Annotated in this window: 20 protein-coding genes; 13 read left to right on the top strand and 7 right to left on the bottom strand. The window is 65.6% G+C overall.

Features of this window, described 5'->3' with window-relative positions:
• Positions 1-18: 18 nt before the first annotated feature.
• Positions 19-735 carry a TetR/AcrR family transcriptional regulator gene (locus NOF53_RS17490; protein ID WP_255970980.1) on the bottom strand — a complete coding sequence of 239 codons (717 nt, stop codon included), beginning with the start codon at positions 733-735 and terminating at the stop codon, positions 19-21.
• Positions 736-911: 176 nt separating this feature from the next.
• Here NOF53_RS17490 and NOF53_RS17485 point away from each other — a divergent pair, with 176 nt between their 5' ends.
• The 5 genes from NOF53_RS17485 (at position 912) to NOF53_RS17465 (ending at position 7,609) form a co-directional block, all read left to right on the top strand.
• A complete protein-coding gene (locus NOF53_RS17485) occupies positions 912-2,234 on the top strand; it encodes a TrkH family potassium uptake protein (RefSeq protein ID WP_374212631.1) in 1,323 nt (440 codons plus the stop codon).
• Positions 2,227-2,892 (top strand): potassium channel family protein, encoded by a 666-nt coding sequence (locus NOF53_RS17480; RefSeq protein WP_255970975.1) that lies wholly within the window; start codon positions 2,227-2,229, stop codon positions 2,890-2,892. The genes NOF53_RS17485 and NOF53_RS17480 overlap by 8 nt, the downstream gene beginning before the upstream one ends.
• Positions 2,893-3,649: 757 nt before the next feature.
• Entirely contained in the window at positions 3,650-4,375 is a 726-nt protein-coding gene (locus tag NOF53_RS17475; RefSeq protein WP_255971124.1) for an HAD family hydrolase, read from the top strand.
• Positions 4,376-4,377: 2 nt separating this feature from the next.
• On the top strand, positions 4,378-6,720 hold the full coding sequence (locus NOF53_RS17470) for a glycoside hydrolase family 65 protein (RefSeq protein WP_255971122.1): 2,343 nt from the start codon (positions 4,378-4,380) through the stop codon (positions 6,718-6,720).
• Between the two features lie 43 nt (positions 6,721-6,763).
• Complete coding sequence (locus NOF53_RS17465; RefSeq protein WP_255971120.1) at positions 6,764-7,609, top strand: sulfurtransferase; 846 nt, start codon at positions 6,764-6,766, stop codon at positions 7,607-7,609.
• 13 nt (positions 7,610-7,622) lie between these two features.
• Here the strand turns inward: NOF53_RS17465 and NOF53_RS17460 are convergent, their stop codons facing one another.
• Both NOF53_RS17460 and NOF53_RS17455 read right to left on the bottom strand, forming a co-directional pair.
• Positions 7,623-8,606, bottom strand: coding sequence for a cation diffusion facilitator family transporter (locus tag NOF53_RS17460; RefSeq protein ID WP_255970973.1), 984 nt, complete (start codon positions 8,604-8,606; stop codon positions 7,623-7,625).
• The gene (locus NOF53_RS17455) at positions 8,603-9,010 is read right to left on the bottom strand and encodes an ArsR/SmtB family transcription factor (protein WP_255970971.1); all 408 of its coding nucleotides are present in this window, start codon (positions 9,008-9,010) and stop codon (positions 8,603-8,605) included. The genes NOF53_RS17460 and NOF53_RS17455 overlap by 4 nt, the downstream gene beginning before the upstream one ends.
• A gap of 83 nt (positions 9,011-9,093) precedes the next feature.
• Between NOF53_RS17455 and NOF53_RS17450 the strand changes: the two genes are divergently transcribed.
• The 4 genes from NOF53_RS17450 to NOF53_RS17435 all read left to right on the top strand — a co-directional run bounded on the left by NOF53_RS17450 (position 9,094) and on the right by NOF53_RS17435 (position 12,928).
• Entirely contained in the window at positions 9,094-9,822 is a 729-nt protein-coding gene (locus tag NOF53_RS17450; RefSeq protein WP_255970969.1) for a hypothetical protein, read from the top strand.
• Between the two features lie 195 nt (positions 9,823-10,017).
• A complete protein-coding gene (locus NOF53_RS17445; protein WP_255970966.1) occupies positions 10,018-10,527 on the top strand; it encodes a MarR family winged helix-turn-helix transcriptional regulator in 510 nt (169 codons plus the stop codon).
• Positions 10,524-12,464: an MDR family MFS transporter gene (locus NOF53_RS17440; RefSeq protein WP_255970964.1), complete on the top strand. Its 1,941-nt coding sequence runs from the start codon at positions 10,524-10,526 to the stop codon at positions 12,462-12,464. The genes NOF53_RS17445 and NOF53_RS17440 overlap by 4 nt, the downstream gene beginning before the upstream one ends.
• A 5-nt stretch (positions 12,465-12,469) precedes the next feature.
• Positions 12,470-12,928 carry a GtrA family protein gene (locus NOF53_RS17435; RefSeq protein WP_255970962.1) on the top strand — a complete coding sequence of 153 codons (459 nt, stop codon included), beginning with the start codon at positions 12,470-12,472 and terminating at the stop codon, positions 12,926-12,928.
• Between the two features lie 39 nt (positions 12,929-12,967).
• Here NOF53_RS17435 and NOF53_RS17430 read toward each other — a convergent pair whose 3' ends face one another.
• Positions 12,968-14,398, bottom strand: a complete 1,431-nt coding sequence (locus tag NOF53_RS17430; protein ID WP_255970960.1) for an alkaline phosphatase PhoX — start codon at positions 14,396-14,398, stop codon at positions 12,968-12,970.
• A 145-nt stretch (positions 14,399-14,543) separates the two neighbouring features.
• Here NOF53_RS17430 and NOF53_RS17425 point away from each other — a divergent pair, with 145 nt between their 5' ends.
• From NOF53_RS17425 to NOF53_RS17415, 3 genes are all read left to right on the top strand, one after another.
• Positions 14,544-14,861: an ArsR/SmtB family transcription factor gene (locus NOF53_RS17425; RefSeq protein ID WP_255970958.1), complete on the top strand. Its 318-nt coding sequence runs from the start codon at positions 14,544-14,546 to the stop codon at positions 14,859-14,861.
• On the top strand, positions 14,858-15,352 hold the full coding sequence (locus NOF53_RS17420; protein WP_255970956.1) for an SRPBCC family protein: 495 nt from the start codon (positions 14,858-14,860) through the stop codon (positions 15,350-15,352). The genes NOF53_RS17425 and NOF53_RS17420 overlap by 4 nt, the downstream gene beginning before the upstream one ends.
• Before the next feature lie 61 nt (positions 15,353-15,413).
• Complete coding sequence (locus NOF53_RS17415; RefSeq protein ID WP_255970954.1) at positions 15,414-16,397, top strand: sigma-70 family RNA polymerase sigma factor; 984 nt, start codon at positions 15,414-15,416, stop codon at positions 16,395-16,397.
• Positions 16,398-16,400: 3 nt separating this feature from the next.
• Here NOF53_RS17415 and NOF53_RS17410 read toward each other — a convergent pair whose 3' ends face one another.
• Positions 16,401-16,805: a VOC family protein gene (locus tag NOF53_RS17410; RefSeq protein ID WP_255970952.1), complete on the bottom strand. Its 405-nt coding sequence runs from the start codon at positions 16,803-16,805 to the stop codon at positions 16,401-16,403.
• Between the two features lie 96 nt (positions 16,806-16,901).
• Positions 16,902-17,573 carry a type 1 glutamine amidotransferase gene (locus NOF53_RS17405; protein WP_255970950.1) on the bottom strand — a complete coding sequence of 224 codons (672 nt, stop codon included), beginning with the start codon at positions 17,571-17,573 and terminating at the stop codon, positions 16,902-16,904.
• A gap of 324 nt (positions 17,574-17,897) precedes the next feature.
• Between NOF53_RS17405 and NOF53_RS17400 the strand changes: the two genes are divergently transcribed.
• The gene (locus tag NOF53_RS17400; RefSeq protein WP_255970948.1) at positions 17,898-19,292 is read left to right on the top strand and encodes a WS/DGAT/MGAT family O-acyltransferase; all 1,395 of its coding nucleotides are present in this window, start codon (positions 17,898-17,900) and stop codon (positions 19,290-19,292) included.
• A 3-nt stretch (positions 19,293-19,295) separates the two neighbouring features.
• Here NOF53_RS17400 and NOF53_RS17395 read toward each other — a convergent pair whose 3' ends face one another.
• Positions 19,296-19,592 carry an Rdx family protein gene (locus NOF53_RS17395; RefSeq protein WP_255970946.1) on the bottom strand — a complete coding sequence of 99 codons (297 nt, stop codon included), beginning with the start codon at positions 19,590-19,592 and terminating at the stop codon, positions 19,296-19,298.
• Between the last annotated feature and the right edge of the window lie 152 nt (positions 19,593-19,744).

The raw sequence follows: 19,744 nt of genomic DNA, 5'->3' as shown, positions 1-19,744 counted from the left end.
GGGGAGGATCTGCTGTTGTCAGGGGTGGGAGGCGGCGATATCGCCGCCGTCGTCTGCCCTGGCAGGCGGATCCGTCACATACATCAGGTAGTCGTCGAGCATCTGCCGATCGGTGAGCAATCCCTGCGTGTAGAGCTCGAGGCCGGGCCCGGTCGTGGCCTCCGCGATGGCCTGGAAGAAGCCGGTGAAGTCGCCGTCCCGCAGCATCTGCGGGCGCAACGACATCTCCAGAAGCACCGTTCCTACGCTCATGCCGGTAAGAAATCTCGCCCGCGCGTAGGGGTCCCGGGACGGGGTGATCACGCCGTTGCGTACCCCCTCCTCGAGGTAGCCGGCCGCGTCGTCGACCAGGTGATCGAAGAACGCCGCGGCGGCCTCCCCGCCGGCCTGCAAGGTGCGGGCCACATACATCGCCAGCGGCGCGAAGTGGTCAACCTGCCCGAATTGCGCCAGCCACGGCCCGGTCTCACCGGTGCCCAACACCGCCCGCTTGGACTCCCGAATCTCCCGGAGCACCCACTCGTCGCACGCGCGGCGCAGCCCCTCCTTGGTCCCGAAGTGATACAGGATCAACCCGCCGCTGATCTGGGCATCCTCGGCCAGCGCGCGGATGCTGACCCCGAACCCGTCACGGCTGAACCGGAGTATGGCCGCGTCGCGGATCCGCGCCGCTGCCGTCAGATCACCGTCGCGGGCCGCGGCACGCGGCCCCCGAAAACGCTCGTTTGAACGCATAGTCAGTATGCTAAACGCGTGATCAGCGAGGACGCAAGAGTCGGACCTTCCGATAAGTCGCACAGCGAAGTCCTGTGCCGCGCACGGCATCGGCGACGTCCAGGTCTAACCTCCTGTTCGTGACTTCACGCACCGGTGCGTCGCAAGCTTCCGCGCTGCGGCGTGCCGCGGGACAGGTGACGCTGACCCCGGTCCGGGTGGTGGCCCTGGGTTTCGCTACGGCGATCACCGTCGGGACCGGGCTGCTCCTCCTGCCCGCGGCGACCCAGCCGGGCATCGACACCGGTGTCATCGACGCGCTGTTCACGGCGACGTCGGCGATGTGTCTGACCGGACTGATCGTGGTCGACACCCCCACCCACTGGTCGGGGTTCGGTCAGGGTGTCATCCTGGGTCTGATCCAGGTCGGCGGCTTCGGAATCATGACGATGGCGTCGCTGGTCGGGCTGATGCTCGCGAACCGGATCGGGCTACGGGCCCGGCTCAACGCCGCCGCCGAGGTCCGGGCCTCCGGGCTCGGGGACGTGCGCAGCGTCGTCGTCGGCGTGGTCCGGGTCAGCATCCTCATCGAGGCTGTCACCGCACTGTGCCTCGCGATGAGGTTCGCGGTCGGTTACGACGAGCCGCCCGGTCGGGCCCTGTGGCTGGGGGTGTTCCATTCGATCTCGGCGTTCAACAACGCCGGCTTCGCGCTCTACAGCGACAACATCATCGGATTCGCCGACGACCCGTGGATCTGTATCCCCTTGCTGGCCGCGGTGATCCTCGGCGGGATCGGGTTTCCGGTGCTCTTCGAGGTGGGGCGGCGGGTCCGCGGCACCACCTCCGGCCGGTGGAGCCTGCACACCCGGCTGACCGTGGCGGTCACCGCGGTGCTGCTGGTGGCCGGTCCGGTGCTGGTGCTGGCACTCGAGTGGGGCTACACCCTGCGCGACCACGATCTCGGGGCGAAGCTGCTGGTGGCCGCGTTTCAGGGCATCATGCCCCGCACCGCCGGCTTCAACAGTGTCGACTACGCGCAGATGGATCCGGCGACCCTGCTGGTGACGGACGTGCTGATGTTCATCGGCGGCGGCAGCGGCGGCACCGCCGGCGGCATCAAGGTCACCACGTTCGCGCTACTGCTGTTCGCGATCGTCGCCGAGGTGCGCGGTGATCGTGCAGTGGTCGTGTTCGACCGCCGGATCGCGCCGCGGGTGCAGCGGCAGGCGCTGTCGGTCGCGCTGATCGGTGTCGCCCTGGTGATGGTCCCGACGATCGTGCTGCTGGCGGGCACCGACTTCGACCTGAACGTGCTGCTGTTCGAGGTCACCTCCGCCTTCGCGACGGTGGGCCTGTCCACCGGCATCACCGCGCAACTACCCGCGTGGGGCCAGCTGATCCTGGTCCTGCTGATGTATCTGGGCCGGATCGGCTCGATCACACTGGTCAGCGCCCTCGCTGCGCGGCAGCGGGATCGCCGCTACGAACTCCCCGAAGAAAGGCCGTTCATTGGCTAGGAAACCGACTTCCGATGTCGTGGTGGTGCTGGGCCTGGGCCGGTTCGGCAAGTCCCTCGCCCTCGAACTGATGGCACAGGGCGCCGAGGTGCTCGGCATCGACTCGAACGAGGCGGTGGTCCAGAAAGTCTCCCACCGCCTCACCCACGCCGCTGTCGCCGACACCACCGACGAGGAATCGCTACGCCAGCTGTCGGTGCACGACTACGACCGGGCCGTCGTCGGGATCGGCTCCGATCTCGAGGCCAGCCTGCTGACCGCGTCGGCGTTGATCAACATGTCGGTGCCGAACGTATGGGCCAAGGCAATCAGCAACGCCCACGCGAAGATCCTCCGTCAGATCGGTGTCACGCACGTCGTGCGGCCCGAGCACGACATGGGCAAGCGCGTAGCGCACCTCGTGCGCGGCCGGATGATGGACTACATCGAGTTCGACGACGGCTTCGCGATGGTCAAGACCACCCCACCCGCGGCCGTGATAGGGAAACGGCTCGGCGACACCACCGTCCGCACCACATACAGGGTCACCGTCGTCGCGATCAAACGACCCGGCGAGGGTTTCACCTACGCCACCGCCGACACCGTCATCGCTGCGGGCGACACCATCATCGTCTCCGGACAGGTCCGCGACACCGAACGATTCAGCGAACTGACCTGACCGACGCGAGGACGCGGGCGTTGGCCTGACCTGACAGGTCCGGTACGCCGCATTCGCCGAGAAGGTGCGGGTGCGCGTGGCGCGGGTCAGCAACCGCGCTAGGCAGGCGGGTCTTCACCCTCGGCCGGAGGAGGGTCCTCACCTTCTGCGGGCGGGTCCTCACCCTCGGCAGGCGGGTCTTCGCCCTCCACCGGTGGGTCTTCACCCTCGACCGGAGGAGGATCCTCACCTTCGGCCGGCGGCGGTACAACTACCGCTGGCGGCGGCACCACGACGGCTGGCGGTGGTACCACGGGTGCGGGCGGCGGTACCACGGGTGCCGGCTGGCCTGCGGCCGGTGCTTGCCCGCCGCCGCCACCGCCGCCCGACCCTGTCCCCGACGTACCGCCGCCGACACCGTCGTTCGAGCCGGGCGGGACGACCGGTGGTACCGACTCCGAGGTCTTCGTCGTCGAAGTGGCCGAGGTCGTCGTGGCCTTCGTGGTGGAGCTGGATGTTTCAGATGTCGGTGTCGGTTCGGTGTCGGATCCGCAGGCCGACAGTGTGAGGAGTGCGCAACTTGCCGCGGTTACCACCAAGCGTTTCAAGGACAGCTCCTTCGTGTGCACATCTATTTACCGGTCACGCGGAACCTACAGTCCGAACGGTATGGTTTGTCCGGTTTCGACAGAAACCGAGACCGACCCGATTCCGATCCGCCGACACCCGCGCGCGCCTCGGCGAAACCACCGGCCACGGCGGTACCGTCGAGAAGGTGATGGGACTGCCTGATGCGATCTCGGCCTGCTTGTTCGATCTCGACGGTGTGCTCACCGGTACCGCGGTGCTGCACCGGAAGGCGTGGAAACGCTCCTTCGACGACTTCCTGAAGCATCGCGAAGGCCCGAATTTCCGGCCGTTCACCGACCAGGACTACTACGACTACGTCGACGGCAGGCCCCGCGCCGACGGGGTGCGCACGTTCCTGACCTCCCGTGGCATCACGCTGCCGGAGGGACTCCCGGACGATCCGCCGGGCGCCGAGACGGTGAACGGCGTCGGTAACAACAAGAACGTCCGGCTCCTGAGGGTGATCGACGAAGAGGGCGTGAGTCCGTATCCGGGTTCGGTGCGATACATCAAGGCCGCCTACGACGCCGGCCTGAAGATCGCTGTGGTCACATCTTCGGCGAACGGTAAGGCCGTCCTCGACGCCGCCGATCTCAGCCGATACGTTCATGTGCGCATCGACGGCGTGGTGATCCGCGATCAGGGGCTTCGGGGCAAGCCCGCACCGGATTCCTTTCTCGCCGGAGCGCGCGCACTCAACGTGCATCCCGATCAGGCGGCCGTGTTCGAGGACGCCCTGTCCGGGGTGGAAGCGGGACGGGCCGGTGAGTTCGGATTCGTGGTCGGCGTGAACCGCAACGATCAAGCCGACGCCCTCCGCGCGCACGGTGCCGACGTGGTGGTCAACGATTTGGCCGAACTCCTGGAAAGGTGAGCATGGAAGAGGACAAGGGCTACGAAATCGCGCCGTGGCACCTGCGCTGGCGCGGACTCGATCTGCAAGCACTCCACGCCACCGAGTCGACCTTCGCCCTTTCCAACGGCCACATCGGCATTCGGGGCACCTTCGAGGAGGGTGAGCCACGGGGTCTGCCCGGCACCTATCTGAACGGCTTCTACGAGCAGCGTCCGCTGCCGTACGCCGAGGCCGGCTACGGCTATCCCGAGGACGGCCAGACGGTCGTCAACGTCACCGACGGCAGCATCATCCGGTTGCTCGTGCAGGACGAACCACTCGACATGCGTTACGGCCGTGCCACGCACCACGAGCGAGTGCTCGACTTCCGGACCGGCACGCTGCGCCGCACCACCGACTGGATGTCCCCGACGGGCAGGCAGGTCCGCATCCACTCGGAGCGGCTGGTGTCGTTCACGTCGCGGGCGGTCGCCGCCATCCACTACGAGGTGGAACCCCTCGACGGCGACATCGAACTCGTCATGCAGTCGGACCTCCTGGCCAACGAGCCGATTCCGGCGCGGACGGACGACCCGAGAGTGGCCGCAGCCCTCGACAACCCACTGATATCCGATTTCGCGGCCGCCCACGACTTCCGGGCGGTACTCGCCCATCACACGCGGACGTCGGGACTGCGCATGGCCGCGGGCATGGACCACGAGATCGACCTCCCGGCGGGTGCCCGCTGCGGCATCGAGACGGAGAAAGACCTCGCCCGCCTCACCGTCGCCGCCGATGTGCCGAGCGGACAGCGACTGCGGATGACCAAGTACCTGGCCTACGGATGGTCGGCGCGCAGGTCCACGCCCGCACTGCGCGGTCAGGTGGAGGGCGCCCTGGCCGGTGCGCTCGAGACCGGGTGGGACGAACTGCTGCGTCGGCAACGCGAGTACCTCGACGATTTCTGGGAAACCGCGGATGTGGAGATCGACGGTGACGCCGAGCTCCAGCAGGCTGTGCGCTTCGCACTGTTCCACGTGCTGCAGGCCGGTGCGCGCGGTGAGTCGCGCGCGATCCCCGCGAAGGGTCTGACCGGCCCCGGATATGACGGACACGCGTTCTGGGACACCGAGACGTTCGTGCTGCCGCTGCTCACCTACACGGTGCCGGATTCGGCCCGCGATGCTCTTCGCTGGCGGCATTCCACCTTGGACAAGGCGAAGAATCGGGCCCTGCAACTCGGTCAGGGCGGTGCCGTCTTTCCGTGGCGGTCGATCGACGGTGACGAGTGCTCCGGGTACTGGCCTGCCGGAACCGCGGCGTTCCATGTGGGCGCCGATGTCGCGGTGGCGACGTCGCGGTACCTGGCAGCCACTCACGACGCCGAGTTCGAGGCCGAGTGCGGCCTCGAGCTGCTGGTCGAGACGGCACGGTTATGGGCCACTCTGGGCCACCACAATTCGCGCGGAGAATTCCGCATCGACGGAGTCACGGGCCCGGACGAGTACACAGCCGTCGCCGACAACAACGTGTTCACCAATCTCATGGCGCAGAAGAACCTGCGCGACGCGGCCATCGCCTGCGAGCGGCGACCCGGAAGGGCGCGCGAGCTGGGGGTGGACGACGAGGAAGCGGCGCGGTGGCGGGATGCGGCCGAGCACATGCGCATTCCGTACGACGCGGCACTGGGCGTGCATCAGCAGTCCGAAGGCTTCACCCATCACGACGAATGGGACTTCGAGGGCACCCCGCCCGAGCACTATCCCCTGCTTCTCCACTACCCGTATTTCGATCTGTACCGCAAACAAGTGGTCAAACAGGCCGACCTGGTTCTGGCGATGTATCTGCGTGGCGATGCCTTCACCCCGGAACAGAAGGTCGCCAATTTCGCCTATTACGAGGCGCTCACGGTCCGCGACTCGTCCCTGTCTGCGTGCGTGCAGGCGGTGATGGCGGCGGAGGTCGGGCACCTGCAACTCGCCTACGACTACCTGGCCGAGGCCGCACTCACCGATCTCCACGACCTCCATGCCAACGTGGAGAACGGGCTCCACATCGCGTCACTGGCCGGCACCTGGACGGCATGTGTTGCCGGGTTCGGCGGAATGCGGGACCACGACGGCGACGTGACGTTCGCACCCCGCATCCCGCAGCAGTTGACGAGATTGTCGTTCCGCATGACCGTGCGCGGCAGCAAGATCCACGTCGACGTCCGTCCGCGGGTGGCAACGTACCGGCTGATCTCCGGTGAGCCCCTCGAATTGGCTCATCACGGAAGCACATTCACGCTGGACGGTTCACCGGTCACCAAACCGATTCCCGCCGCCCCGGACAGTCCCGCCGTCCGGCAGCCGTACGGTCGTGCGCCCGTTCATCGCGGGTGATGCGGGACGCCGACATCGCGGACCGAGGGAAAGGGCACGTGTGATGGGACCTGTCGTGACCGTGGACGAACTGAAGAAGGCGTTGGCCGGCGAACGACCCCCGGTGCTCCTCGACGTCCGATGGGCACTCGGTGACACGCAAGGCCGTCGGCACTACCTCGAGGCGCACGTGCCCGGCGCAGTGTTCGTCGACCTCGACAGCGAACTCGCCGGCCACGCGACTCCGGCACACGGTCGTCACCCACTCCCCTCGGTCGGCGCACTCCAGAATGCGGCGCGCCGCTGGGGTATCCGCACCGGGAGTGCCGTCGTGGCGTACGACGACGCGGGCAGTCTCGCTGCCGCCCGTGCGTGGTGGCTGCTTCGATGGGCCGGGCTTACCGATGTCGCTTTGCTCGACGGCGGTCTCCGTGCGTGGACGGAGGCCGGCAATCCCACCCGTTCCGGCGACGAACACCCGGATTCACCCGGTGACGTACTTCTCGAGGAGGGGTATTTCCCGACGTTGACGGCGGATGATGCCGCCGCGCTCGCCGCCGACGGCGTTCTGCTCGATGCCCGCGCCGCCGAACGTTATACCGGGGAAGCTGAGCCCATCGATCCAAAGGCCGGTCATATCCCCGGCGCGCGCAGCGCTCCCACAACCGAAAATCTGGCTGCGGACGGCCGGTTCGCGCCCGTCGACGTGCTGCGAGATCGGTTCGGCGCGGTGGGAGCGGAACCGGGCGCCGTCGTGGGTGTGTACTGCGGTTCGGGGGTGACGGCTGCCCATCAGATCGCGGCGCTGGCCCTTGCCGGTGTCGAGGCGGCCCTGTATCCGGGGTCGTGGTCACAGTGGTCGAACGACCCCGAACGCCCGGTGGCCACCGGGCCCGACCCCGAACGCTGAGGGAGCCGAACCGCTAGCCGACCGACTCCGTGTCGTGCGCGGGGTAGGCGTGGATCAGCGCAGTGCTCAGCTTGGGAACCGCGTCGATGAGCGCATGCTCTGCCGTGTGGGCAACCCGGTGCGCATCGCGGAGACTGTTGCGGGGGTCGATGTCGAGTTCGGCGTCGGCGTGCAGTCGGTGTCCGATCCACCGCATCTTCACACTCCGCACGCCAAGCACCCCGGGCTCCGCGGCCAGTGTGTGCTCGGCCGCGTCCACCAGCGCCGGGTCCACCCCGTCCATGAGACGGCGGAATACGTCCCGGGCGGCGGTGCGCAGGACGAGCAGGATTGCGACCGTGATGAGGAGGCCGATCACCGGGTCTGCGTGGGGAATTCCGAGTGCAACGCCACCCGCGCCCAGAACGACGGCGAGGGAGGTGAACCCGTCGGTGCGCGCGTGCAGGCCGTCGGCGACCAGTGCCGCCGAGCCGATTCGGCGCCCCACCCGGATGCGGTACAGCGCCACCCATTCGTTGCCGATGAAGCCGATGACCCCGGCCAGTGCCACCCAGCCGAGATGCTGGAGGGGAACGGGATCGAGCAGGCGCCGAACGGCCTCCACACCGGCGATCAACGCGGATAGCGCGATCATGACCACCACGCACAGTCCGGCGAGATCCTCGGCGCGCCCGTAACCGTACGTAAAGCGGCGTGTGGCCGCGCGCCGGCCCAACGCGAACGCGATCCACAGCGGAAGGGCGGTGAGCGCGTCCGAGAAGTTGTGAATGGTGTCGGCTGCGAGGGCCACCGACCCCGAGACCGCCACGACGGCCAATTGGGCTGTTGCCGTGATCGCCAGCACGACGAGGCTGATCTTCACCGCGCGGATACCGATTGCGCTCGCCTCGAGGGCGTCGTCGACGCTGTCGGCCGAGTCGTGGCTGTGCGGCGCGAAGATCTCCCGAACCGCGCCCAGCACGCCGCTCGTGTGGTGGTGGTGGTGTTGACTGTTCACGACGGATTTCCTCCCGCGACGTGGGATGCGCGCTCGTGCAGGACCTGCAGCTCTCGCTCCGCACGATGGTGACCGGGTATTCCGGGGCCTGCGTGCTCCGCGTTGAACACCGCATCGGTCACCAGCTGGCGAACATGCTCATTGGCGACGCTGTAGAAGATCGACGTACCTTCACGCCTCGTATGCACCAACCGCGCCATCCGAAGCTTCGCCAGGTGCTGGGACACGGACGGCGCGGGCTTCCCGACCCGTTCGGCCAAGTCGTTGACGGACATCTCCGCATCGACCAACTGCCACAGCAGTTGCACCCGAGTCGGGTCGGCCAGCATGCGGAACACCTCGACCACCAGTCCCACCTGGTCATCATCCAGCCGCCGGCGACAAGATCGCCTATCTGCATTCATACGCAGATAATAGAGCATGCTGTCACCAGGGTGTGTGGTTAGCGGCACCGACCGCGTCTGGTGACATTGTCCGCAACCACTGGGTGGCGACAGAGGCGACGCGGATCGGCGGCCGCATCGCGGAGGTTCCCGTCGAGGCGGAAGCAGCCAATTCCTGCGGATTACTTCCCGACATCAGTTGCCTCACGGGTCCGAATTTCGACGCGAATCTCCTCCATCCGCTTGTTCGCGAGTTCTACGAACACACCTCGCGCTGGCGCATGGATGTTTGGACCCAATGGTCCCCGGCCTTCGCCGCTCCAGGTGCGGCCATCGAAGCGCTCTACGGCAGGCGCATTCAGCAGCTGGCACTTCCGGTGAACGCTCTCGCGGTCGCACACGGGGTGGACAGCCAGATCACGACCGTGCTCGACAGCCACGGCAATCACGCCGGCGCGGCATGGTTGCGGACGCTCCGCAAGAGCGGTGACTACATGTACAGCGGCTACTACCGAGCCACCACGCTTCCTGGGCATGCTCAGCCGAGCGTCCACGGGACGTTTCCGCTCGAGCAGGGAAACGTGCAGGTCTTTCTCCGGCCGCACAACAGCGCGGCCGGATCACTCCTACTCATCTCACCCATTGGTCCATTCGGTGACAACGGCGCCTACGTCACCGTCATGGACAAGGGCCGTGACCATGCTGCACGGGTGCCGATCCACGAGGAGTTTCACGTCTACGTCGACGACGAGAACACGCTGCGAACCGACCACGTACTGCGATTGTGGCGACGAACCGCAGTCCGGCTCCACTACCGACTCACGCCCACCTAAGTCCGCGCACGGTCACTGAGAACCCTCACCTCCCTATGTGCGCGGTCCGCTCGGATCGCATCGATGTCGTATTCCGCGCGCACATCCCTCGTCCGGCGCCCTGTGACGCGAAAGACAGCGAAACGACTTACTTGCTTGGGGTAACGATGTATATAGTTGCATGCAGAAAGTAAGTCGTCCTCAGGGGTTGTTGCCATGTCCATGCCATCCGCGCCTTCCGCGTCGTCCGTGTCGCTCGGCACGACCGAGGCTTTGATCGACGAGGTTTTCCTCTTCGGCCGGGTGCTTCGTGAGGCCCTGGCGTCGGACTCCGAAGACCACATCCCTCGCGCGCTGACCGGAGTTCTCCTCGTCCTTGCCGGGAGGGGTGAATGCCGGCAGAACGAACTGGCCACGGAAATGTGCGTCAGTCAGTCGTCCCTCAGTCGCCAGATCACCGATTTGGTGGAGGCCGGATACGTCACCCGGCACCCGGACCCCGCGGACGGACGTGCATTCCGAATTCGCGTGTCGGACGCAGGCTTGGCGTACGTGAAACACGTACGGACACGACGCGCCGCACGCATGCAGAAAATGCTGAACGGATGGAACGAAACCGAGGCAGCGACGGCCCTCGACTCGATCCGGCATCTGAAGGAAACACTGTTCGATGCCGAGTACCGGATCGTTTCGAGCTCGAAACCGATTGGAACACAAAGCGTATGACCGAAACAGATACCCGCCCGCCGGTCGCTGAACCGAAGGCCATGAGTCACCGTCAGATTCTCGAAGCCCTTACCGGCCTGCTCGCAGCCCTCTTCACGGCACTGCTCAGCAGCACCATCGTTGCCACCGCGCTGCCGACGATCATCGGCGACCTGAAAGGGACACAGACCGCGTACGCCTGGGTCATCACCAGCGCGTTGCTCGCCAACGCCGCCTCGACGCCGATCTGGGGCAAGCTCGCCGACCTGTTCAACAAGAAGGTCCTCGTCCAGAGCGCGATCGTCATCTTCGTCATCGGTTCGGTGATCGCCGGGTTCGCACACAACGTGCCGCTTCTGCTGACCGCACGTGTCATCCAGGGCATCGGCATGGGCGGCCTGACCGCACTCGTCGTCGCCATCATCGGCACCATCGTCTCGCCTCGGGAACGCGGCCGGTACTCGGGTTACATGGGTGCCGTCATGGCCGTCTCGATGTCCGGCGGCCCGATCCTCGGCGGAGTCATCGTCGACAGCCCTCTCGGCTGGCGCTGGACGTTCTTCGTGTGCGTCCCACTCGCCGTCGTCGCGCTGTTCCTGCTGCAACGCACACTGCATCTGACGACAGAGAAGAAGGACGACGTCTCGATCGACTGGCTCGGAGCACTGCTACTTACCGCGGGCGTGTCCATCCTGCTCATCTGGGTGTCGTTCGCAGGTAAGGCCGGCTACTACGAGTGGTTCTCCCGCGAGACAGCCCTGTACGTCGGCACCGGTGTGCTCCTCCTGCTGGCAACCGTCCTCGTCGAAGCCAAGGCGAAGGCTCCCCTCATCCCGCTCGCGATCGTCACCGAGCGGACCACGGGCCTGGCGATCATCGCGTCCATCGCCGTCGGTGTCGGAATGTTCGGTTCCACCACCTTCCTCGGCCAGTACTTCCAGACCTCCCGTGGCTACACCCCTACGATGGCCGGCGTCCTCACCATTCCAATGGTTGCCGGGATGCTCATCGGCACGGTCGGCTCCGGACAGCTCATCACCCGATTCGGCAAGTGGAAGTCGTTCGTCGTCGGCGGCTCCGTTCTGATGATCATCGGCTTCGGGTTGCTCAGCACCCTCGATCACGAGACGAGCCTGACCCTGGTCAGCGTCTACATCGCACTGATCGGTCTGGGCATGGGCATGCTGATGCAGAACCTTGTCCTCGCCGTGCAGAACACCGTCAGCGTTCAGAACATCGGTGCAGCGTCGAGTTCGGTCGCCTTCTTCCGGACCTTCGGTGGTGCCATCGGCGTCTCGGTCCTGGGTTCGGTCCTGGCGACGCGGGTCTCCGACCTTTCGGCCGACGGATTCGCCAAGCTCGGCATCCCCGCAGGCTCGACCAGCGGCGGCGGCAGCCTGGACCTGAGCGCCATGCCTGCACCCGTGCAGAGTGTCATTCGTGCTGCATACGGAGACGCCACCGGTCGGATCTTCCTCATCGCCGCTATCGTCGCCATCATCACGCTGCTCGCGGTCATCCTGCTGCCCAACCGCCCGCTGCGTCGCACCATCGACCTGTCGAGCGACCAAGATCCGGTGCAAGAGCCCGACTACGCCATGGCCGCCGAACGGCTGCCGGAGTCGGACACCACGCCGATCCCGTCCGCGGATTCCCGCGGTGGCAGGCACGAGGCGCCGGCCGACCAGCAACCGTTCGCAGGTCTGAGCGCAGATGCTCGCGACCGACTCCTGTCCCTGCTCCTGCCCCAGCCCGAGCAGACCCTCGAAGCAATCGACCAGGCCGAGAAGATTCGTGACGAGGTGAACCGCCTCCGCAACGACCTCAACGCGAAGCTCGTCGAGTTCGACGCAGTCTGGGATCGCCTGCGCGAACTCGGACTCAGCGAGGAACAGGTGGCCGGCGTGCTCGGCGGCGGCCACGTCACGGACACCGGCAACGGCGTTCTCCTCCGCTGAATGACATGATCGTTCAGTTGTACGACACCGTCGGCCCGTCCACGTATCCCCCTCTACGTGGGCGGGCCGACGGTGTGCTCGCTCAGCTCACCCGGTTCACCCTCGCCGGAACGACGAGCAACGCTCTCTACGCCCTCGCCTTCTTCACGCTCGATGTGTACGGGTCGTTCCTGGCCAATCTCGTGGGTGTCGCGACCAGTTCCATCCTTGCCAACGAACTCCATCGTCGACTCACCTTCCGCGCCGCCGACCGCGTCCGTTGGTTCGTAGCGCAGTGGGAGGGCGGCACCCTCGCACTGATCGGCCTCGCCGTCAGCTCCCTCGCTCTCGCGTGGCTCCACATGGCGTTTCCCGGCGCCGACGGCCTCGTTCAGGTGGCCCTCGTCGTCGCCGTCAGTGCGGTCGTGGGTGGCCTCCGTTTCCTCGCACTGCGCGGTTGGGTGTTCGCCTCCACCCCTGAGTGATTATTGACACCCCGCTGTCAACAAGTACTCACAGCGCGTTTACGAACCGAACATCGAGTTGGTCGCGCGCCGCCACGGTCCCCTGATCGCCAGAAGCAACCCTGGTGACTGAATGTTGGCGAACAACGTCTTTCCGTCCGTGCTGAAGGCCGGACCGCAGAACTCGCTGTCGTTCAGTTCGTTACGGGCCAGCGCGAACGGCTCCCCCTCGGCCGTGACCCCCACCAGATGGCTGATACCGTCGCCGTCCTCGGCGAGAATGACACCTCCGTGCGGTGACACGGTGATGTTGTCGGGGCCGTCGTAATTCCCCGTATCCACAGCCGGATCCGGGTTCACGCCGAACAAAGTCTTCAGCGTGACGGTCTCCGTCGCCGGATCGTAGAACCAGACCTGGCCGTCGTGCTCGGCGGCACTGCCGTCGCTGGTACGCGCGAAACTGGCCACGAAGTACACGCCGCCGTCACCCCACCACTGCCCCTCCAACTTTCGACTACGGGTCACCTGGTCGTCGGTGAACTGCTTGCGCACCGAGGTGCTCTTGGCGTCGCGGTCGGGCACGTCTACCCATTGCACCGTGTATCGAACACCCGGTTCCGTCGCCTGCGACAAGTCGCGTACGTGGGTGCCGTCCTGGAAGCACGTCATGGCCTGCAGTGCGCCTGCGGTGTCCCCGCCCGAAGACTGGGCGAGTTCACGAAGTGCTCCGGGTCCACCGCGGAAACCCTGCGGCGGTGTCCACCGGTAGTACAGGCCGTTCGGATCGGACGCATCCTCCGTGAGGTAGATGGCGCCCGTCGCCGGATCGACGGCGACCGCCTCGTGCGCGTACCGGCCCAGGAACTTGTAGGGCACGGGGCTCTTGCCAAGGTTGGCGTCCTGTCCGGCCGGGTCGACCTCGAAGACGTACCCGTGGTCGAGGAGAAATCCGCCCGTTCCTGCGCGCGCTTCGGTTTCCTCACAGGTCAACCACGTTCCCCACGGGGTGATACCGCCCGCGCAGTTGTTCACCGTCCCGGCCACACTGACGTACTGGCCCAGCCACGTACCGTCCGCGTCCACCGTTGTGGTGGTGGTGCCACCGCGCGCACCCGTGTCATAGGTGAGCCCCTCGACTGCGGGTACGCCGAACGGTTCGTCTTTGCCGATCTCGTGGTTGCTGACCACAGTCGAGCCACCACCTTGCCGGGCGAATACACCGTTGGCGTCGAAGTCGCTGGGCACAGGATCACCGCTGTCCAACTTGGTGTCGCCGGATCGGGACACCACCGTGTACGAGAAACCGGGCGGGAGCGCGAGAAGTCCGTTCGGGTCGGGGACGAGCGGCCCATAACCGATCGCCCGCCCCGGCACCGCGGACGCCACAGCGGGTCGGACGAATCCGGCGACGCTTCCGGCGAGTGCCACGCCGAGGCCGGTCAGCGCGGTCCGGCCCAGGAAACCGCGGCGGTTGAGTGGTGCTGTGGTCACTGTCTGTTACCTCCATGCATGCCGAACGGGACCTCCGGACGCTAAGCACCAAACATGTCCGACTTCGGCGTCGCACCGTGTCACCGAGGTGAACTGGACGCGAATTCGTTGACATGTGACCAAATGGTCACCTATCGTAAAAGCCATGGACGACGATCACGTCTTCAAGGCGCTGGCCGATCCCACGCGCCGCCTGATCCTCGACCGATTGTTCACCCATGACGGTCAGACGCTGACCGAACTCGAGTCGCAGGTCGAGATGACCCGGTTCGGGGTCATGAAGCATCTGCGCGTACTCGAAGACGCGGGCTTGGTTCTCACGCGTCGCTCCGGCCGGGAAAAGCTGCACTATCTCAACCCCGTGCCGATCCAGCTGATCCACCAGAGGTGGATCGACAAGTACACCGAACGCCACGCCGCGGCGCTCGCTCAGCTGAAAGCCGAACTGGAGGAAGAGAAATGACCGAACTCATGCAGGTTTATGCCGTGTACATCAAGGCGACACCCGAGGCGATCTGGGATGCCGTCACCAAGCCCGAGTGGTCGGAGAAGTACGGGTACGGCGGACTCGTGAACTACGACCTGCGGCCCGGAGGCAGGTACGAGTCCCGCGCCGACGAGGCGATGAAGGCTCACCCCGGGGTGCCCGATGTCGTCGTCGACGGTGAAGTGCTCGAGTCCGATCCGCCGAAGAAGCTCGTCCAGACGTGGCGCATGCTGATGGACGCCGACAACGTCGAAGGATTCACCACGCTCACCTACGACATTGCGCCGTCGAGTCGACCCGGGGTCACGAAACTGACTGTGACGCATGATCTCACCAATGCACCGCAGGTGGCACGAGTGGTCGCGGGTGAGCACGAGTCGGAGGGCGCCGGTGGTGGCTGGAACGAGGTCTTGAGCGGGCTGAAGACACTCCTCGAGACGGGAGAGCCGATGGTGAACTGGGGCTGAACTTCGGGTCGGTGAGCGCGAGTGCCGACACTCGTCGGTGGGCAGCAGTAAGCTGCCCACTATGACGGCTGCGCAGTCGCTCGACGAGGATTTCCTCGCTCTCGCCGACCCTTACCGACGTGAGTTACTCGCCCATTGCTATCGCATGATGGGTTCTCTGCACGATGCCGAAGATCAGATGCAGGAGACGTTCATCCGCGCGTGGCGCGGGTACGCCGGCTACAAGCAGCAGTCGTCGCTGCGTACGTGGCTGTACCGGATTGCCACCAACACCTGTTTGACGGCGCTGCAGAGCAGGTCCATGCGCCCACTGCCCAGTGGGTTGGGGGCCCCGGATTCGGATCCCACCGCTGAGCTCGTCCAGCGGCACGAGGTCCCGTGGCTCGAACCGATCCCCAACACTGCGTACGACGACGACGCCAGCGATCCCGCCACCATTGTCACCTCCCGCGAATCGGTGCGGCTGGCGTTCATCGCCGCCCTGCAGCACCTGCCTCCACGTCAGCGAGCCGTTCTGGTTCTGCGCGACGTGCTGCAATGGAAGGCGTCCGAGGTGGCCGCCGCGATCGACAGCACCACTCCCGCGGTCAACAGCCTGCTGCAACGGGCGCGCGCGCAGCTCGAACTCGCCATGCCCACCACCGATACCCTCGTCGAACCGGAATCCCCGGAGGAAAAGGCGCTCCTCGAGCGGTATGTCACCGCCTTCGAGAATTACGACGTCGAGGCAATCGTGGAGATCTTCACCAAGGAAGCCGTGTGGGAGATGCCGCCCTTCGACGGCTGGTACCTCGGCGGTGAAAACATCGGCCGGCTCATCAGCAACAACTGTCCTGCGCAACGCGCCGGCGACATGCGCCTGCTCCCCTCGTGGGCAAACGGCCAGCCCGCCTTCGGCCTCTACATGCGAGGCGAGGACGGCGTGCACCGGCCGTTTCAGCTCCATGTTCTAGACGTCACGGCCGGTGGAGTCGCGCACGTCGTCTGCTTCTTCGATCTCGGCCTGTTCGAGAAGTTCGGACTGCCGCAGACACCACCGACCTGATCCTTACGCGGGTACGGCCGCCGGATCCATCCACATGACCTCCCACACGTGACCGTCGAGGTCGCGGAACGCCCGGCCGTACATGAAGCCCTCGTCCTGCAACTTGCCCCAGGCACTTCCGCCCGTGGCGAGGGCCTTGTCGACCAGGGCGTCGACTTCCTCACGGCTGTCGGCAGAAATACACAACAGAGCCTCGACTGCCTTCGAAGTGTCGCAGATGTCACCCTCGATGAAGTCCCGGAATCGCGACTCGACGAGCAACATCACCGAAGTGGATTCGTTGATGACCATCGCGGCGCACGAATCGTCACTGAAGGTGGCATTGAACTCGAAGCCGAGGTCACCGAAGAACTTCTTGGTGGCGTCGAGATCCTTGATCGGCAGGTTGACGAAGAGCATCCGGGACATCGCAATCTCCTTCTCGAGTTCCTTCCCCAGCGGAAGGTCATCGGTACAGACTGCGGTCGTCCTCGAAACTCATCGGTGAGCGGGACAGTTTTTTTCTCAGCCTTCGGCGAGGTCGAGGAACGCGCCGATCACTACTCGCCCGACCGCGGCCACCTCGTCCATGTGCTCTCCGGATGGTGCCGTGCCCGCGGGCATGTGGTTCTGCATCACCGACAGGTGCTCACGCGTCAACTCGACATGGAACTGCAAACCGTAGGCGCGCCGACCGACGGTGAACGCCTGATTCTCATACGCCTCGCTACTCGCGAGCCGAGTCGCCCCCTCTGGGAGGTCGAAAGTGTCGTTGTGCCAGTGAACGACGGGAAACTCGCTCCCGGCCGAGCCGAACACCGGATCGCGGGTGCCCTCGTCGGTTACCGTCACTCGGCCGGCCCCGTGTTCCGGGACCGGACCGGTCCGGATGTCTCCGCCGAAAGCGGCGGCGAGAAGCTGCGCGCCGAGGCAGATTCCGAGCACCGGGAGCCCTGCGTCGACCGAATTCCTGATGAACTTTCGCTCTCGCGGAAGTTGCGGGTGGGTAACGTCGTCCAAGGCTCCCATCGGTCCGCCCATCACCACGAGTCCCCCGATGTCGGTGGCGCTGGGTAGTTCGGAGGCGTTGTACATCGGATATTCGATGTAAGCAATCCCACGGTTTTTCAAAAGGGCCCCAACCAAACCCGGCCCCTCGAACGACACGTGCTTCACCACTGCCCACGGCTTGTCCATGCCGTAATTGTCGCTGATAAGGGACCTTTGACCCTAGCCAGGGCAAGCCGACCCGAATTCCGCACTGAGTGCACAAATTTCCCCTGTTCACGCAGGCGTCACACTTCCCGCGTCGCCTCCTCGAGTTGGACGCTTGTCTAGTGGCATGGCTCACCGAAAACCTGTACAAATACGAGCGTCACTGATTCGTGATCCGTCCCATATCAATTAGTTATTTAGTGGTGGTGCCTGACAAAAGGTGGCCGCCGTCCCCCGCCGTCACCTCAAACCAGAGACGAAACCTCCCGCGATCCGGGAAACGTCCCCGGGATGGAAAGGGCTCAGATGCCACTCCCCATGTCACCTCTCGACTCGATGTTCCTCCTCGGGGAGTCTCGCGAGCATCCGATGCATGTCGGCGGTGTAGAGATCTTCCAGCCGCCGGAGGGCGCCGACACCCACGACATCCGCACGATGCTCGATCGAGCGCTCGCCGAAAGCGCCGGGACGATCACCCCTAAGCTGGCCAAACGCGCCCGCCGATCCCTGTCCTCGTTCGGACAGTGGAGCTGGGAAACGGTCGACGACCTCGACCTCGAGCACCACATTCGCCACGACGCCCTGCCCGCTCCAGGTACCGAGGCCGAGTTGATGGCGCTGTGCTCGCGGTTGCACGAATCCCTTCTCGACCGGAGTCGGCCGCTGTGGGAGATGCACCTCATCGAAGGCTTGAGCGACGGACGCTTCGCCGTCTACACCAAGATCCATCACGCGGTCGCCGACGGCGTCACCGCCATGAAGATATTGCGAAACGCGCTCAGTGAAGACTCCGAGGAGCGGGACATGCCGGCTCCGTGGGAGCTCCGCAGCGCGCGACCACACCGCGAGCAGTCTTCGCGCGGCTTCAGCTTCTCGAACCTTGCCGGCGCCACGTTGCGCACCGCCCGCGACACCGTCGGCGACGTTGCCGGGCTCGTTCCCGCGCTCGCCGGAACGATCACCCGGGCGTTCCGGGATCAGGGTGGTCCACTCGCACTCTCCGCTCCGAAGACTCCCTTCAACGTTCCGATTACCGGTGCCCGCCAGTTCGCTGCCCAGTCGTGGCCGCTCGAACGCCTGCGCCTGGTCGCCAAGCTTTCCGACTCCACCATCAACGACGTCGTCCTCGCAATGTCCGCGGGAGCGCTGAGGAGCTACCTGGAGGATTACAATGCGCTCCCGGCGGAGCCGCTGATCGCGATGGTGCCGGTGTCGCTGCAGGATCAACGCCAGGCGTCGACGGGGAACAATATCGGCGTCCTCATGTGCAACCTGGGCACGCACAAGTCGGATCCGGCGGACCGGATGAGCACGATCCGGACCAGCATGCACGAAGGTAAGGATGCGCTGGAGTCGATGAGCGCCACCCAGATCCTGGCGATGAGCGCAGTCGGTGCGGCGCCGGTCGGCGCGAGCATGCTCTTCGGGCACAACTCGCGGCTTCGGCCGCCGTTCAACCTGATCATCTCCAACGTTCCCGGACCCAAATCCCCGCTCTACTGGAATGGTGCACGGCTGGACGCCATCTACCCACTGTCCATACCGGTGGACGGCCAGGCGCTGAACATCACCTGCACCAGCAACGACGACACCATCTCGTTCGGTGTCACCGGTTGCCGCAGCGCGGTGCCCGACCTGAAGTCGATCCCGGCCAGGCTCGGACACGAGTTGCGCGTCCTCGAGCGGTCGGTCGGGATCTGATTCTCAGGTTTCGGCGCGGTCGCTGTGCCCGAGATGGCGGTCAGGCGCAACCCGGTCGCGGACAAGTTGCTTCAGGACGGTGATGTCGGGAAATCCGCTCTTCTCCTTGCGGTCCCAGATGAGCTCACCGTCCACGGTGATGCGGAAGATTCCGCCCGTGCCGGGAACGAGGGCAACTTCGCCGAGATCCTGCCCGAAGGTGCCGAGAAGTTCCTGTGCCATCCATGCTGCGCGCAACAGCCACTGGCACTGCGTGCAGTAAGCGATTTCGACCCGGCTACCTGGGTTACTCGTCGTCATCGAGACAATGTAACCGACGCGGCGGCCCGAACCCACTCGGGCGCTTACCGATTGACGGTCCGAGGAATCTACACCGATGCCATCGTCTCGTCATCCGGATGTCACCGACGAACTGCACACTGTCGATTGTCAGGCCCGTGCCCCTCTCCCGA

The organism is Rhodococcus tibetensis (assembly GCF_024438035.1).
GTDB lineage: Bacteria > Actinomycetota > Actinomycetes > Mycobacteriales > Mycobacteriaceae > Rhodococcus_F > Rhodococcus_F tibetensis.
Note: the sequence above shows the minus strand (reverse complement) of the source record. Positions and strands in the feature narration are given on the sequence as shown.